The sequence below is a fragment of the Labrys sp. KB_33_2 genome, from assembly GCF_052114505.1.
Classification (GTDB): Bacteria; Pseudomonadota; Alphaproteobacteria; order Rhizobiales; family Labraceae; genus Labrys.
Genome location: NZ_JBFREW010000003.1, coordinates 119992 through 134828, shown reverse-complemented (window position 1 = coordinate 134828; position 14837 = coordinate 119992). Strand labels below are relative to the sequence as shown.

Below are 14837 nucleotides of genomic sequence, written 5' to 3'. Positions count from 1 at the left end.
GTGAGGCCAATAGGGCGTTTGCGATTCTGCCGGGCTTACCGAAAAGCACCGCGACCACCCCACACATAAATAGCGCCATCGGGGGATTCAATCGTTTCAGCGCGGCTCCGTCCGCTCTTGCGTTCCAACCGGATGGGCCAACCAGGCGAATCTGTCCATGCCGGCATAGCGAATCGGATCGCTGGGATGAGGCAAGGGCATGCCTTCGAGGATGCGCTTGGCGATCGCGTCATAGTCGCCGTCGAAATGATGCCCGCCCGGCAACTCGATCACCTGCACCGTCCCGGCATCGACATCGTTGCAGCCCGAACGCAAGCCTTCGTCAACACCATGGAAGCACTGGATATGAGGGCCGTCGATCGCCGCGACAGCCGGGATCGTCGCCCTGCGCCCGCCGGCGACCTTCATGAAGCCGACGGCATAGTCGGCCTCCCGCGAGAGGCCGAGCAGCGAGACCTGGCGAATGCGCGCATGCAGATCGTCGGAAAGGTGTGAATAGACCGTAGCCGCGATATCGGCACCGAAGGAATAGCCCACCAGGATGATCGGCCTGTCGGCCCCAAGCGACGCCGCCATCCTGTCGATCGTGGCCGCAACTTCCTCGGGAGAACGCCGATGGATGAAATAGGCCAGGCTGTTCAGGCCGATCGTGGTCACGCCGGCGCGGGCAAGCCCTTCGGCTATGCCATCATCGATACCCCACCAGCCGCCATTGCCCGACAGCAGGATCGCGACAGGGCCGTCCTCTCGCCTGCCCTTGGTCAGGACAACCGGGAGATCGCGCAGGGATGCGGGCACATTGACATTATCGGGCGCGGCCAATCCACCCCAGACTCCACCGAAAGCCTGCGGAAACCAGCGCGGCAGGACCTTGGCGTCGAGGAAGACGCAGGTTGCTGCCAGCAAGATCAGGACAGCGAGACGCCGTAGGGTAATGAAACGCGCCATTGGACGACAGGAAACAGATGACTGATCCGTTCCTGTGCCTGGAAGATGGCATGACAATGGCGGCCCGGAACCGCCTTCCGGGCCTGCACATCAAAAAGCCGAACGAACCAAAGCGTTTTGCGATTGGACGAGTTCAGCCAGCATCGCAGCGATGCTTCAGCCAATCTTCTGGATTGGCTTGGAAACAGGAAGCCAGGGCAAAACAAGCGTTCCGCCGTGGAACGCGCTTTGCCCTAGCCCGATCAGCGTGGAGCCAGAACCATCACCATCTGACGGCCTTCGAGCGAGGCATCGGATTCCACCTTGGCGATCAGGCCCGTATCGTCCTTGACGCGATTGAGCAGGCGGTAACCGATCTCCTGATGCGCCATTTCGCGACCGCGGAAGCGCAGGGTGACCTTGACCTTGTCGCCTTCCTCGAAGAAGCGCCTCATCGCCTTCATCTTGACGTCATAGTCATGATCGTCGATGGCCGGGCGGAGCTTGATCTCCTTGATCTCGACCGTCTTCTGATTCTTGCGGGCCTCGGCGGCCTTCTTCTGTTCGTTGAACTTGAACTTGCCGTAGTCCATGATCTTGCAGACCGGCGGCTCGGCATTGGCGGCCACTTCGACAAGGTCCAGCCCGATTTCAAAGGCCATGGCGATCGCCGCCCTGGTGTCGGTGGCACCGCGGTTCTGCCCGTCCTGATCGATCAGCATGACTTCGCGGTTCCGAATCTCCTCATTGATGCGCGGACCGTCCTTCACGACCGGTGCGTTTGTCCTCATAGGGCGACGAATGGCGGTAAACTCCTCTACCATTGAATTGATTTGGGCAAACTGTCGGCTTCGCGTCGAAGCCCGCGCCCGGATTGCGGGAAGATGTTGCCGAAGCGACCGGAAGTCAACGCTTTCATGGCCGACGGCGTGATTTTTAGATCACAAATCAGCTCGATAGACTGTCACGGATCGGCAATGAGGCAGATATTTCCAGGCTTCTCGCCTGCTCGTCCAGGCTTCTCGCCTACTCGTCTTTGAGTCTGCGACTCCGAACCAGAAGTTCGGCATAGGCGTCGAGCGTGGCGTTGCACATCACATCCAGCGAGAAATGCGCCTCGACATGCGCGCGCGCCCGCGCCGCCAGACCGTCCCGGGCGGAGGCGCCCAGGGTCAGGGCCTCGTGCAGGGCCTCCGCCAGGGCCTCGGCGTCCCCCACCGGCGTGCGCCAGCCCGTGCGCAGATTGCCGACGATCTCGGGCGGGGCCAACACCGTTTCGGAGGTGGCGCCATGATCGGCCACCACCACCGGACAGCCCATGGCCTGCGCCTCGACCGCCGTGCGTCCGAAAGCCTCGGGACTGGTGGAAGGAATGGCGACCGCCGCGGCGGAGAGATAGGCGGCCGGCATGTCGCTGCAATGGCCGACGCGCAGCACCAGCCCCTTGAGGCCGCGCTCGGCGATGCGCGCCTCGAGCTCGGCCACATAGCCATCCCGGCCCTGGGCATCGCCCGCCAGCACGAAAACGGTGTCCTCGATGCCCTTCTGCTTGAGAATGGCCGCGGCATCGATCAGCACGCGCTGGCCCTTCCAGCCGGTGAGCCGGCCGGGCAGCAGCACGATGCGCTGATGCGGCGCCACGTTCCAGGCCCGGCGTAGCGCCTCGACACGCTCGAACGACACGGCGGAAGGGGTGAAGGCCGTCAAGTCGGTGCCGCGGTGAATCACGCGCAGTCGTTCGGCGGCCTCCGGCCAGTTCGCCTTGATGGTGGCGGCAGTGAAGTTGGAATTCGCGATGACCACGTCCGCCTGCGCCATCACGCCATTATAGCGCTTCTTCAGCTCGGAAGTCGCCGAATAGGCACCATGATAGGTGGTGACGAATGGCAGGCTGAGTTTCTTGGTGGCGAGGCGCGCCGACCAGGCCGGCGCCCGCGACCGGGCGTGGATGAGGTCGACCTTCTCCTCGCGCACCAGGCGTTCGAGCCGCCGGGCATTGCCCCAGATGCGCAGCGGATTCTTGGTCGAGGCATTGAACGGGATCCAAAGGCCGCCGCGCGCCTGCAGTTCGCCGACCAGCCGGCCACCCTCGGTAGCGACCAAGGCACGGGCACCCGCCCGCGTCAGCGCATCGGCGATGTCGATGGTAGTACGCTCGGCCCCGCCCGCATCCAAGGCCGGAATGATCTGCAGCACCGTGATGCCGGCAAAGCGTTCCTCCTTCGGCCGACGGCCGATTGGGCGAGCTTTGGACGAGATATCAGACATGGGCGCTGGCTGTTCCGGCTGGCTTCTTCACGATAACGACTATGGACCATGGTCCATCACAGACTCTATAGAGCGCCCCATGTTCTAAATGAAAGGTGATGCTGTGCGGGAATTTCCGGCCTGCCCGGTATATTTTTCGCAAACAGCTACCTCACACAGAGGCAAAGCAGCGTTTTTGTGACGGAATTTCTTGCTCTAACTCCCCACGTCGAGGTGACTTGTGATTCTCGGCGAATCTGCCAGACCGCAATCGACAAAACACAAAACGCTTGGGCAAAAGGAAGTGACCGGATGACGAGCAACCCCGCCATGATCACCGTCGGCGAAGGCCCGTCCAGCCGCAGCATTGCCTGGCGCCATCAGCCCGGCCGCGGCCCGGATGTGGTGTGGCTCGGCGGCTTCCGCTCCGACATGCTGGCGACCAAGGCAAGTTTCCTTGCCGATTGGGGCGCGCGGCACCATCGCGCCGTGACGCGATTCGATTACTCCGGCCACGGCGAATCGGGTGGGCGCTTCGAGGACGGCACCATCGGCTCCTGGCTCGAGGACGCCCTGGCAGTGATCCGTGAGGGCGTGAAGACGCCGCCGATCCTGGTCGGCTCCTCGATGGGCGGCTGGATCGCCCTGCTGGTGGCACGGGCTCTGGCCGGTACGCCGCTGGCGCCGTCAGGCATGGTGCTGATCGCCCCCGCCGCCGACTTCACCGAGAAATTGATGTGGGACCAGTTCCCCGACACGGTGAAGCGCGAGATCCTCGACAAGGGCGCCTGGCTGCGCCCGTCCGAATATTCGCCCGAGCCCTATCCAATCACCCGGACGCTGATCGAGGAAGGCCGCAGCCATCTTCTTCTCGGCGACATGGTGAAAACCGGCTGCCCCGTACATATCTTACAGGGGATGGAGGATCCGGACGTGCCCTGGCAGCATGCCATGACGCTGGTGGAGAGCCTGGCCGAGGACGATGTGACGGTGACGCTGATCAAGGATGGCGACCACCGGCTGTCGCGCGCCCAGGACCTCGACAGGCTGGTGGAGGCGGTGGAGGGCATTGCGCCCAAATCACAGCTCCTCCTATAGTCGTAACGTCCTGACCGGCCATAGCAAGGTTTCCTCGGTCGGAACGCCCTTCCGACCGAGGAAACCTTGCTGGAACTTAAATGCTGCGGAGCTCTCAAACCCGCCCGAAGGCGCGGGTTTGAGAGCTCCGTTAGGACCCGGTATTTGGAGCGGAGAGACAGATGTTCATTCAGACCGAGGCGACGCCGAATCCCTCGACCCTCAAATTCCTCCCCGGCCGCGAAGTGCTGCCCGAGGGCACCACGCTGCACATGACGAATGCCGCCGAAGGCGCGCAATCGCCGCTGGCCCAGAAGCTCTTTTCGATCGAGGGCGTCGCCGGCGTGTTCTTCGGCTCGGACTTCATCACCATCACCCGCTCGGGCGCGGAATGGCAGCACCTCAAGCCGGCCGTGCTTGGCGCCATCATGGAGCACTATCTGTCCGGCGTGCCCATCCTCAACGCGGATGTCGCGCCGCTGGATGAGGGCGAAGAGTTCTTCGACGAGGCCGACGAAGACACCGTCGAGACCATCAAGGACCTGCTCGAAACCCGCGTGCGACCAGCAGTGGCGGCCGATGGCGGCGACATCACCTTCCGCGGCTATCGCGAGGGCGTGGTCTATCTCGCCATGAAGGGGGCCTGCTCGGGCTGCCCCTCCTCCACGGCGACGCTGCGCAACGGCATCCAGAACCTGCTGCGCCACTTCGTGCCCGAGGTGCAGGAAGTCCGCGCCGCCTGAGGCGGCCGGGCCCTTTGACAAGCGGCATCGTTCGGCCGCTTTCATCAATGTTTAAGGGGGCAGGTGCTTAATCCCCTTCGGGGGGCCGGAGTTCGCTACGGCCATGCGCCTGCTGTTATCCATCCTTTTCGTAAGCGCCCTGTTTGGCAGCGCTCACGCGCAATCCGCATCGCTGACGGAGCGGCGCCTGATCGACCTCTTCGATACGCGCCTCGCCCGGGACGGGCTGGATCCGATCCGTGCCTGTCGTGGGAAGGACGACGAGTCCTATGCCTGCACCTTCGATGACACCGAATATCTGACGACGATCTCGCCGAGAAGCGACGTCACCGACTCGATCGGCGAGTCCCGCTCGCCCACCTCGATGACAGTCATCCTCGCCGGTAACGCGATCGATGCAATCGGCCTGATCGGCGACCGCGCGAGCCCGGCGGACCTCATCAACTTTACCGCCCATCTCGAAAGCCTGCTGCACACGATCGGGCCGCAGAAGAGCGACTACGACGTCGAGCAGGACACGCTCGATCTCGGCGTGATGCGCGGTGATTCCGACGGAGACATCGGCAAGGCGCGGGTGGTCACCGAAAACTTTGCCACCATCCGCTGCCTCAACCAACCGCTTGCCGTAAGCGCCGGCATCGCCTGCATGATCACCCTGAAGCATGCAGGCTGAACATCACCTCGCTTCGCGGGCCGATTGGGAAACGGGCGGTTTCGAAAGGCCTGCCCGTTCCCTCTCTATGGATCATTCCCACTCGAAGAAGTCCGGATGCGAGCGGCGCCATTCCGCCACGCGCTCGCGATGGGCGCCGATCATTTCCCCGAACTGGACGCAGGCCCGACGATCGCCCCTGTCACAACCTGCATGCAGACGATCAAGGCGGTCGACATAGGGATCATAGGCAACCGGGGCCGGCTCATACACCGGCGCCGGCCGTGGCGGCGGAGCGGGACGGTCGGCCAGCGCCTGGCCGAGCAAGACACCACCGACCGCGCCGAGGGCTGCGCCGCCGACGAAAGCACCGGTACGGCCGTCGCCTGCGGAGGCCGGTGTCGTCGCCAGGGCCGTCATGGCACAAAGCACCGCGGCTGAAAGGCAGATCTTCATCGTCATTGCAATAGAAACTCCGATTTGGCTACCCCAGCATTGGCAACAAATTAGCCCACACCACCTTAAAGGCACATGAACAACAATGGTTTATTTTGAATATATCTTCTGAACATATCAGTAATTCTTGTGGCAGCCCTGTCAGATTTAGCCACAATTTCGAAGCAAAGGGCTGGCGGCTTCATGCCCCCGTCTGTTCAGGCGACGAGTCCGGCCATCGGTCGAACCGAAAGCGAATCCGGGAAAATGGTCGAACCCAGCGCCATGGGTGAAAGGCCGAACTGATCGGCCAGCAGCCCTTTTAGCACGCTGCGAACATCCGTCGTCGGCCGGAGGTCACGGCCTTCATGAAGCTGCGCCAGTTTCAAGCCCGGCCAATCGGCGACGACGCGGCCCCCCTTTACCGCACCGCCCGCCAGCAGCATGACCGTGCCGGTGCCATGATCGGTCCCCTCGGTGCCATTGATGCGTGCTGTGCGGCCGAATTCGGTGACGGCGACCACGACCGTATCCTTCCAGTATTGCCCCAGGCCGCTCTCGAACGCGGCGAAGGCGTCGTCGAGGCCGCCGAGCAGCATGGCGAGCCGGCCTGTCGCTCCACCCTCGTTGACATGGGTGTCCCAGCCATCGAAAGCGAGGGCAGCGAGGCGCGGCCCGTCCTCGGCTGCGATCAGCCGGGCCGCTCCTTCGGCGGCCTGCCGCATGCCGGCGGCACTGTCGAGCCCACCCTTGCGCTTGGTCATGCCCATGCCGTCACCGGCGGCCAGACGCTCGGCCTCGAGCCCCCTGCGCAGAGCAATCGCCAGCGCCGGGTCGCGATGGTCGTAGAGATCGAGCAGGCGCGCCGCCAGATCATCGCCCGCATCCGGCAGGACCTGAGGCGCCCAGCCGAGCACAGGCGCGGCGCCGCGCATCACCAGAGGCGTCGACGGCCCGACGGCGAGGCCGCCATGCGGCGCTATGCGTTCGCCGGCGGGTAGATCGGCCAAGGCGCGATTGAGCCAGCCCGTCGCCGTATGGCCCGGCCCCGGAAAGCCACTCTCGAGCACGTCCTGACCATCGAAGTGGGAACGCTCGCGATAGCCCGTGGCGGCGGCATGCACGACCAGCGCCTGCCGGGCCTGGAACAGGCGGGCAAAGGTCGGCATGGCCGGATTGAGGGCGAAGAATCCATCCAGGGGCAGAGCCGGATGCGGCCCATCCAGGGCCAGGGCGATATCGCCGTGCAACCCATGATAATCGGGGTCGCCGACGGGCGCCACGGTCGAGAGCCCGTCCAGCGCCCCGCACAGCACGAGCACGACCAGGCGCGGATCCCTCGCCTCGGCGGCCCGGGCGAACCGTGGCAGATAGGCCCAGGCAAACAGGGCGCCACTGCCGAGCAGGACGGCGCGACGGGACGGATGCGGACGCTCGCACAGGGTGTCCGACGCGGTCTCCATGAGCTATCTCCTCTGGAACTCGGGAGCCATCAAAAGCAGTGCCACCGCCTGCTGGCGCGACTCGGCACGGCCGACGGCCTGGCGCGTTTCCGCCGACACCGACGGGCCGATGAGCGCGGCCAGCAGGTCGTCCGGTTCGCCGATGCCCTTGGCCTGGCGCGCCGCCTGCCAGGCGATATCGAGACGCATCGCCATGCCGGCCGGGGAGGCCTGCGTATCGGCGAGGTCGGGAAAGCCGTTCGGGCCGGGCGGCTGCCACAGGGGCGTTCCCAGCAGCGCCAGCCAGTTCAGCGTCTGGCCGGGATCCGCCTCCGGGCCGGGCCCGATGCCACGGCGCAAGGCGAGAACGAAATCGAATGGCGAGCGCATCTTCGCCAGCGGCTGCGACCAGGCTTCCGGCGCGTTGACCAGCGCCATGGCGAGCGCGCGAAGATCGCCATCCGTCTTGGTGAAAACCTCCGCCAGCCTCGCGACCATCGGGGCCGGCGGGTCGTCCGCGATGAAATGGCGCGCGATCTTCATGGCAATGTGCCGGGCCGTGGCAGGATGGCGTGCAAGATCGTTGAGCACGGCCTCCGCCTGGCCCATGCCGCCGGCCGGATAGGTCTTGCCGAGGAAAACCTGGTCACCGGGCTCATGCGCATTGGCGTTGAAGACGAAACTGCCGGGTTCGCCGAGGCGGCCCTCCCGCCCCGCAATCATCCAGCCGGTGAGGATACGCGCGAAGGCGGTCACGTCGGCCTGGCTGTAGCCGCTGCCGACACCAAGCGTGTGCAATTCGAGGATCTCGCGGGCTAGGTTCTCGTTCAGGCCGCGATTGCGGTTGCGTCCCGCCCGCGAGCCGGGGCCGACGGATTGCTGATTGTCGAGATAATAGAGCATGGCCGGGTGATGCTCGACCGCGACCAGCATGTCGGCAAAGCGCCCCAGCACGAAGGGGCGAATCGCCTCCCGCTCGAAGGCTCCTGCCGACGCCCGCACGATGTTGTCCTTGGCGACCGAGACACAAAAATGATTGGACCAGAAGGCGACCAGCCGCTCGACGAACCCGATCTCCGCGTTAAGCGCCTTGGCAAAACGGGCCTGTGCCTCCGCCTTCAGCAACCGGGCCTCGATGGGCGGCTCCGGCTTTATCGGCCCCTGCGGGGCGGGGGCCGCGAGTGCGGAGGACATCCCTTCCGGGCCCATCTGCATCGCGCCCGCAGGCGCTGTCATGCGCTCGGCCTTGCGCTGCATGGTTGCGGCCATGCTTGCCTGGATGGCGGCGGTGCTACCCGGCAGGGGATCGGCATCCGTTGCCATCGGGATCAGGGCAATATCGGGTTTGACCAGTTCTGCCCGCAAGGCGGCACGCGGATCGCTGCCCAGCCTCGCCAGATCGCCGGGGCGGGGCCCCAAGCCAAAACGATTGAAAACGACCCGTGCAGGGTCGAGGTCCTGGTTCGCCACCGTCGCCTCCGCCATTCAGGGCAGCAACAGTATCGGCGGCGTATCCGATGCCATCACGGCGATCCGATGACTTAAAAAAGGCCGACTATTTCCGAACTTTGCTGCCAAGCAGGTTTCTCTTGGTCGCGCGCAGGCACGATCAAGAGAAACCTGCAAGATATCAAACATTTGCGGAGTTTCCCGACGCAGCCTATCCGTAGACCCGGCCGGGAAACTCTGCATGGGTGACGGGTTGAACTTTCTCGGCCGGGATCAGTCGTTTAAGGAGGCAGACGGTTTGCCTTTCTGCCGTAAAGGTAGTACGCAAGCCTCCGCGACAGAAAAATACTTTTTCAATTTGGCCAAAGAAAGCCTCCTGCACCAAGTAGAGGCATGACCCAAAACAAGAAAATCGACGAGCAAAGCCCGCGGTCCGGCGCTACTCGTCCCGCGCGCCTTCTGGACGTTGCACGCCTTGCCAAGGTTTCCCGAGCGACTGCGGCTCGCGCTCTTGGCGGCTATGGCCTCGTTACCGAGGAGACGCGGGAGCGCGTCGCGGCGGCTGCCAGGACGCTGAATTATCGGCTCAACGAGGCGGCCCGGGCCATGCGGGCCGGCCGCACCCAGGTGATCGGCGTCGTCATTGCCGACATCAGCAATTCATTCTTTGCCAGCGCCGCCCGGGCGATCATCGATACCTGCGCCTCCCTGGGCTATCAGACCCTGATCGTGAATACGGACGACGATCTCAAGACCGAGATCGAGGCGGTCCAGACCCTGATGGAAAAGCGCGTTGCCGGCATGATCGTCGTGCCGTCCTCGCCCGACCACAACGAGCATCTGCAAAAAGCCGGCGCGGGCGAGGGACGGATGGTGCTCCTCGACCGCCGCATCGCGGATTTTTCGGTCAGTGCCGTGACAACGGATGATCGTGGTGGGGCCCGAGAAGCCGTGGAATTGTTCATCGCCCGCGGACACAGGCGCATCGGCCTGGTGGTCTTGACCGCGGCAGCCTCCTCGCAGCGGCAGAGCGAGCCGCGAGGGGCCGTGTCGAGCGCACGCGACCGCGTTCTCGGCGCGCGCGATGCCCTGGAGGCGGCCGGCCTCGACCTGCCGAAGGCCTGGCTGCGCTATACGCCGAACGATCCCCAGATGATCATCGACTCGGCGTCGACGATTCTGCGCTCCGATCCGCGACCCACCGCGATTTTGGCGACATGCGAGGAAATCGCCATTGGCGTGCTGGCCGCCTGCCGGGCCCTGAACTTGGTGGTCGGGAAAGATGTCGCCCTCATCAGCTTCGATGAATCGCCCTGGTCGGGCGCACTGACGCCGGCGATCTCGGTGGTACAGCGCCCGATCCACGAAATGGGGCGCGTGGCCGTCAATTTGCTGGTTCGACAGATCCAAGGCGGCGAAGCCGGAAGGGATGTCGAGATGCCGACCATCCTGATCGACCGGGAATCAGTCTTTGATCTCACGCCTTGATCATCGGGCGGCGTGGACGATCAGGGCATGCCGTTCGAGATCTTCGAGCCGTGCTCGACATAGGCTTTTGCAGCCCGCTCCAGAGCTCGGCCTTCGTCGCCGCTTACCAAATCCAGTCAAAATCATTGGCAAGCCAGGGAACAGCTGCAACATTGGTGCAACTGCTGAAATAACGGCATGAAAACGGGGGCAGGATGAACGCAGGCCAGACGCATCCCTTCCTTGAAATGCGGAATGTTTCCAAGACATTCGGCCGGGTCCAGGCGCTGAAGGGGGTCTCGCTCGACGTCAAGCTGGGCGAGATCCACGCCTTGATGGGCGAGAACGGGGCCGGCAAATCGACCCTGATGAAGATCCTCTCGGGCGCCTATGTGCCGGATGAGGGCTCGGAAATTCTGATCGACGGCCAGAAGGTGGCGATCTCGGGCCCGATGGCGGCCAAGCAATTGGGGATCGCCATCATCTACCAGGAGCTCGCCCTCGCTCCCAATCTCACGGTGGCCGAGAACATCTATCTCGGCCGCGAACCAAGCCGGGCCGGCCTGATCGACCGTGGCGCCATGATTGCCGGCGTCGAAAGCGTGCTGCAGCGCCTGGGCGCCACCTTCACTGCGCGCGACAAGGTGGCCGAGCTCTCCATCGCCGAACGCCAGCTGGTGGAGATCGCCCGTGCCGTCCATGCCCGTTCGCGCGTGCTGATCATGGACGAACCCACCACCACCCTGTCCGAGCGCGAGACCGAGCGGCTGTTCGCCCTGGTGCGCCAGCTCAAGCAGGAGGGGCTGGCCATCGTCTATATCAGCCACCGCATGAAGGAGGTCTACGAGCTCTCCGACCGTGTCTCGGTGCTGCGCGACGGCACCTATGTCGGCACCCTGGAGCGCGAGGCGATCAACCCCGCCGCGGTGGTGCGCATGATGGTGGGGCGCGATCTCTCCTCCTTCTACAAGAAGGAGCACGACGCTCATCAAAGCCGGGGCCGGATCATCTTTTCGGTGCGCGACATCGCCGATGGCAGGCGCATCCAGCCTTGCTCCTTCGACATCCACGAGGGCGAGGTGCTCGGCATTGCCGGCCTGGTCGGCGCGGGGCGCACCGAGCTTGCCCGCCTGATCTACGGCGCCGATGCGAAGATATCGGGCACCGTGGCGGTCGATGGCAAGGAGGTAGGCATCCGCTCGCCGCAGGACGCCATCGAGGCCGGCATCGCCTATCTCACCGAGGACCGCAAGCTGCTCGGGCTGATGCTGGACATGTCGGTGGCCGAGAACATCAATCTGGGGGTGATCGCCCGCGATGCCCTGGCCGGCGGCTTCCTCAACCTCGCCAAGGGCCGCAAGCGCACGGGCGAGGCGATCCAGGCCACCGGCATCCGCACCGCCTCGCCCGACGCGCCGGTGGGCGGCCTGTCCGGCGGCAACCAGCAGAAGGTGCTGCTCTCGCGCCTGCTGGAGACCAAGCCGCGCGTGCTGATCCTGGACGAGCCGACCCGCGGCGTCGACATCGGCGCCAAATCGGAGATCTACCGCCTGATCGACCGGCTGGCCCGCGAGGGCGTCGGCGTGGCGGTGATCTCGTCCGAACTGCCGGAGATCGTCGGCATCTGCGACCGCGTCATCGTGATGCGCGAAGGTCACATCGCCGGCGAACTCGGCGGCGCCGAGACCGAAGCGGTCAGCCAGGAGAACATCATGGCCATCGCGACCTCAGCCGCAAAGGACGCGGCATGACGCACCCGGCTTTTGCCCGACGCGGCACCACAACGTACCGGCAAGACAAGACGGCCCTCAAGACAGGCAGGACTGTGCGATGACATCCACCAACCCTTCCACGGCAGATACCGCCCGCCGCAAATTCGCTTTGTCCGGCACGCTGCGCGGCCTTGGCATGCTGCCCGCCCTCGTGCTGATCGCCATCCTGTTCCAGCTCTTGTCGGGCTATGTCGAATCGGGCGGCCTGTCCTGGGCCAGCGGCCGCTTCATGAGCTGGAATAATTTGTCGATCGTGGCCCAGCAGGCCTCGATCAACACCGTGCTCGCCGCAGGCATGACCTTCGTCATCCTCACCGGGGGCATCGACCTGTCGGTCGGCTCGGTGCTCGCTGCCTCGGCGATGATCGCCCTGATCGTCTCGCTGATCCCGGGCTGGGGCATGATGGGGCTGGTGGCGGCCCTGGTGACCGGCGGCCTGCTCGGCCTGGTCAACGGCGCGCTGATCGCCTTCATGCGCCTGCCACCCTTCATCGTCACGCTCGGCTCGATGACGGCGGTGCGCGGCCTTGCCCGCCTGTTCGGCGAAGACAAGACGATCTTCAATCCCAGCCTGCCCTTCGCCTTCATCGGCAATGGCACGCTCCTGGGCGTGCCCTGGCTGATGGTGATCGCACTCGCCACGGTGGTGGTGTCCTGGCTGATCCTGCGCCGCACCGTGCTGGGGCTGCGCATCTACGCCATCGGCGGCAATGCCGAGGCCTCGCGGCTGTCGGGCATCAAGGTCTGGTCGATCCTGCTCATCGTCTATGGCATATCCGGCCTGCTGGCGGGCCTGGGCGGGGCGATGTCCGCCGCCAAGCTCTATGCCGCCAACGGCCTGCAGCTCGGCCAATCCTACGAACTCGACGCTATCGCCGCCGTGATCCTCGGCGGCACCAGCTTCGTGGGCGGCATCGGCTCGATCTGGGGCACACTCATCGGCGCCCTGATCATCGCCGTGCTCTCCAACGGCCTGATCCTGATCGGCGTCTCCGACATCTGGCAGTTCATCATCAAGGGCCTGGTCATCATCGGTGCCGTCGCTCTCGACCGCCTGCGATCCTCGGGTAGCGCCCGGACCTGAGCCGACCCGGCGAGCCCCACGGCCCACGCTTTCCCCGCCTTCGTTGCACGTGTAACGGAGGCGGTTTTCGTTTTGACATGGCAGAGCCGACCCCACGTTTGAAATAGGATCTGGCGGCGCAAGTCTCCGTGTCGACTATCATCCCGGTTTCATCGAAAACCGAGATCCTGATCTGAGACCAGGGCGCCGCTCCCAACATCATCTGCAGCACATTGAAGTTCAACAAACCTCTGCCGGCCGGGATTCACGGCGCTCTCACGCAACTATGCTAAAGCGTTTTGCGATTGGACGGAGTCACCTGGAGCCGCGAAGACGCGTCGAAGCAAATAGCTTGAGCAAATAAGCGCTCAGCCATGAACCGGCACCGAGATCGTCGGGCGAGGCGGCGGGCTCCAGGCGGCAAGAGGGGGCGACGGTGGACAAGCTCACAGGCACGCAAGTCTCCGAACTGGCCAAGGCCCTGTCGACGACCGTCAATCTCGATGATCTCAGCAATTTCGTCTATGTGGCAACCGGCGATCAGCTCGAGGTCTACTGGACCGACGTGAGGCAACCGCTGGTCTCCGTGCTGCGCGAGCTGGTCATTCGCCTCGAACAGGAGGGCCAGACCGGCAATTTCCTCAAGGCAGTCTACGTCAACCGTCCGCGTCGCGACGATATCCGCCAACTCATCGCCCAGCTGGCGCCGGAAGCGGCCGCCGAAATCCTGAGCAACCCCTATGATCTGGTGATGCTGGACAAGGATAATCGCCGCACACAGCCCAGCGATGCGACCTTGGGCCCCGGCCTGCAGCGCAACATCAAGCCCCATCTGCGCATGCTCGATCCTGCCCTGTGGATCGCCGGAATGACGCAGACGCTGCGCCGGGTTTGCCGCATCGAGATCGCCGGCAGCGCGGCCGGCACCGGCTTCCTGGTCGGGCCGCAAGCCGTGCTGACCAATTGGCATGTCGTCGAGGCTGCGGCCGGGCAGAACGATTTGCCAGCCATTTCCTGCCGCTTCGACTATGCCCGCAAGGCCGACGGTTCCTTCGACGAGGGCGAGGTGGTCGCGCTGTCCGGCACCGCGCTGCTGCACCATCGCCCCTACGCGCCGGCCGAAATGACCGCGGCACCGGACGAGCCGCCACCGGCGGCGACCGAACTCGACTTCGCATTGCTGCAGCTCGCCGAGACCGCCGGCACCGGACGTGGCTGGTTCGCCCTGCCGGAGCGGGACGGCGCCCTGAGCCAGGGCTCGCCCCTGATCATCGTCCAGCATCCCCATGGCGGGCCCGTCAAGCTGGCGATCGACACCGAGGCGATCCTGCCGACGCCCGCCCCGCCGGAGCGGCCAAGGCTGCGCTATGCCACCAACACCGACGCGGGCTCTTCGGGCTCACCCTGCCTGAGCCTGGAGTGGCAGCTTCTCGCCCTCCATCATTTCGGCGATCCGGCCTGGGGCGAGCCGAAATTCAACCAGGGCGTCCCGGCGGGATTGATCCGGGCTGATATCGAGGCGGCCGGCTTCGGCGCGGCCATCCCGGCGGCTTGAGGAAAGGG

At 64.8% G+C, this 14837-nt stretch carries 13 protein-coding genes; 7 read left to right on the top strand and 6 right to left on the bottom strand.

Annotated elements, in window-relative coordinates:
- Window positions 1-96: 96 nt before the first annotated feature.
- From AB4037_RS06190 to AB4037_RS06180, 3 genes are all read right to left on the bottom strand, one after another.
- The gene (locus tag AB4037_RS06190) at window positions 97-948 is read right to left on the bottom strand and encodes an AcvB/VirJ family lysyl-phosphatidylglycerol hydrolase (RefSeq protein ID WP_441770902.1); all 852 of its coding nucleotides are present in this window, start codon (window positions 946-948) and stop codon (window positions 97-99) included.
- A gap of 242 nt (window positions 949-1190) precedes the next feature.
- Window positions 1191-1730, bottom strand: a complete 540-nt coding sequence (gene infC, locus AB4037_RS06185) for a translation initiation factor IF-3 (protein WP_434959728.1) — start codon at window positions 1728-1730, stop codon at window positions 1191-1193.
- 223 nt (window positions 1731-1953) lie between these two features.
- Window positions 1954-3195, bottom strand: a complete 1242-nt coding sequence (locus tag AB4037_RS06180; protein WP_434958697.1) for a glycosyltransferase family 4 protein — start codon at window positions 3193-3195, stop codon at window positions 1954-1956.
- A gap of 291 nt (window positions 3196-3486) precedes the next feature.
- On the opposite strand from AB4037_RS06180, the gene AB4037_RS06175 reads away from it, so the two are divergent.
- The 3 genes from AB4037_RS06175 to AB4037_RS06165 all read left to right on the top strand — a co-directional run bounded on the left by AB4037_RS06175 (window position 3487) and on the right by AB4037_RS06165 (window position 5667).
- Entirely contained in the window at window positions 3487-4272 is a 786-nt protein-coding gene (locus tag AB4037_RS06175) for an alpha/beta hydrolase (RefSeq protein ID WP_441770901.1), read from the top strand.
- A 161-nt stretch (window positions 4273-4433) separates the two neighbouring features.
- Window positions 4434-4994, top strand: coding sequence for a NifU family protein (locus tag AB4037_RS06170; protein WP_434958699.1), 561 nt, complete (start codon window positions 4434-4436; stop codon window positions 4992-4994).
- A gap of 103 nt (window positions 4995-5097) precedes the next feature.
- Window positions 5098-5667 (top strand): hypothetical protein, encoded by a 570-nt coding sequence (locus tag AB4037_RS06165; RefSeq protein WP_441770900.1) that lies wholly within the window; start codon window positions 5098-5100, stop codon window positions 5665-5667.
- A gap of 72 nt (window positions 5668-5739) precedes the next feature.
- Here the strand turns inward: AB4037_RS06165 and AB4037_RS06160 are convergent, their stop codons facing one another.
- The 3 genes from AB4037_RS06160 to AB4037_RS06150 all read right to left on the bottom strand — a co-directional run bounded on the left by AB4037_RS06160 (window position 5740) and on the right by AB4037_RS06150 (window position 9008).
- On the bottom strand, window positions 5740-6108 hold the full coding sequence (locus AB4037_RS06160; RefSeq protein ID WP_441770899.1) for a hypothetical protein: 369 nt from the start codon (window positions 6106-6108) through the stop codon (window positions 5740-5742).
- Between the two features lie 191 nt (window positions 6109-6299).
- On the bottom strand, window positions 6300-7544 hold the full coding sequence (locus AB4037_RS06155) for a DUF1501 domain-containing protein (protein WP_441770898.1): 1245 nt from the start codon (window positions 7542-7544) through the stop codon (window positions 6300-6302).
- 3 nt (window positions 7545-7547) lie between these two features.
- The gene (locus AB4037_RS06150; protein ID WP_441770897.1) at window positions 7548-9008 is read right to left on the bottom strand and encodes a DUF1800 domain-containing protein; all 1461 of its coding nucleotides are present in this window, start codon (window positions 9006-9008) and stop codon (window positions 7548-7550) included.
- Window positions 9009-9365: 357 nt separating this feature from the next.
- On the opposite strand from AB4037_RS06150, the gene AB4037_RS06145 reads away from it, so the two are divergent.
- The 4 genes from AB4037_RS06145 to AB4037_RS06130 all read left to right on the top strand — a co-directional run bounded on the left by AB4037_RS06145 (window position 9366) and on the right by AB4037_RS06130 (window position 14829).
- Window positions 9366-10460 (top strand): LacI family DNA-binding transcriptional regulator, encoded by a 1095-nt coding sequence (locus AB4037_RS06145; protein WP_434958704.1) that lies wholly within the window; start codon window positions 9366-9368, stop codon window positions 10458-10460.
- Window positions 10461-10654: 194 nt separating this feature from the next.
- On the top strand, window positions 10655-12190 hold the full coding sequence (locus AB4037_RS06140) for a sugar ABC transporter ATP-binding protein (RefSeq protein ID WP_434958705.1): 1536 nt from the start codon (window positions 10655-10657) through the stop codon (window positions 12188-12190).
- Window positions 12191-12269: 79 nt separating this feature from the next.
- Window positions 12270-13295: an ABC transporter permease subunit gene (locus AB4037_RS06135; protein ID WP_434958706.1), complete on the top strand. Its 1026-nt coding sequence runs from the start codon at window positions 12270-12272 to the stop codon at window positions 13293-13295.
- Between the two features lie 415 nt (window positions 13296-13710).
- Window positions 13711-14829 carry a trypsin-like peptidase domain-containing protein gene (locus tag AB4037_RS06130; protein WP_441770896.1) on the top strand — a complete coding sequence of 373 codons (1119 nt, stop codon included), beginning with the start codon at window positions 13711-13713 and terminating at the stop codon, window positions 14827-14829.
- Window positions 14830-14837: the final 8 nt, after the last annotated feature.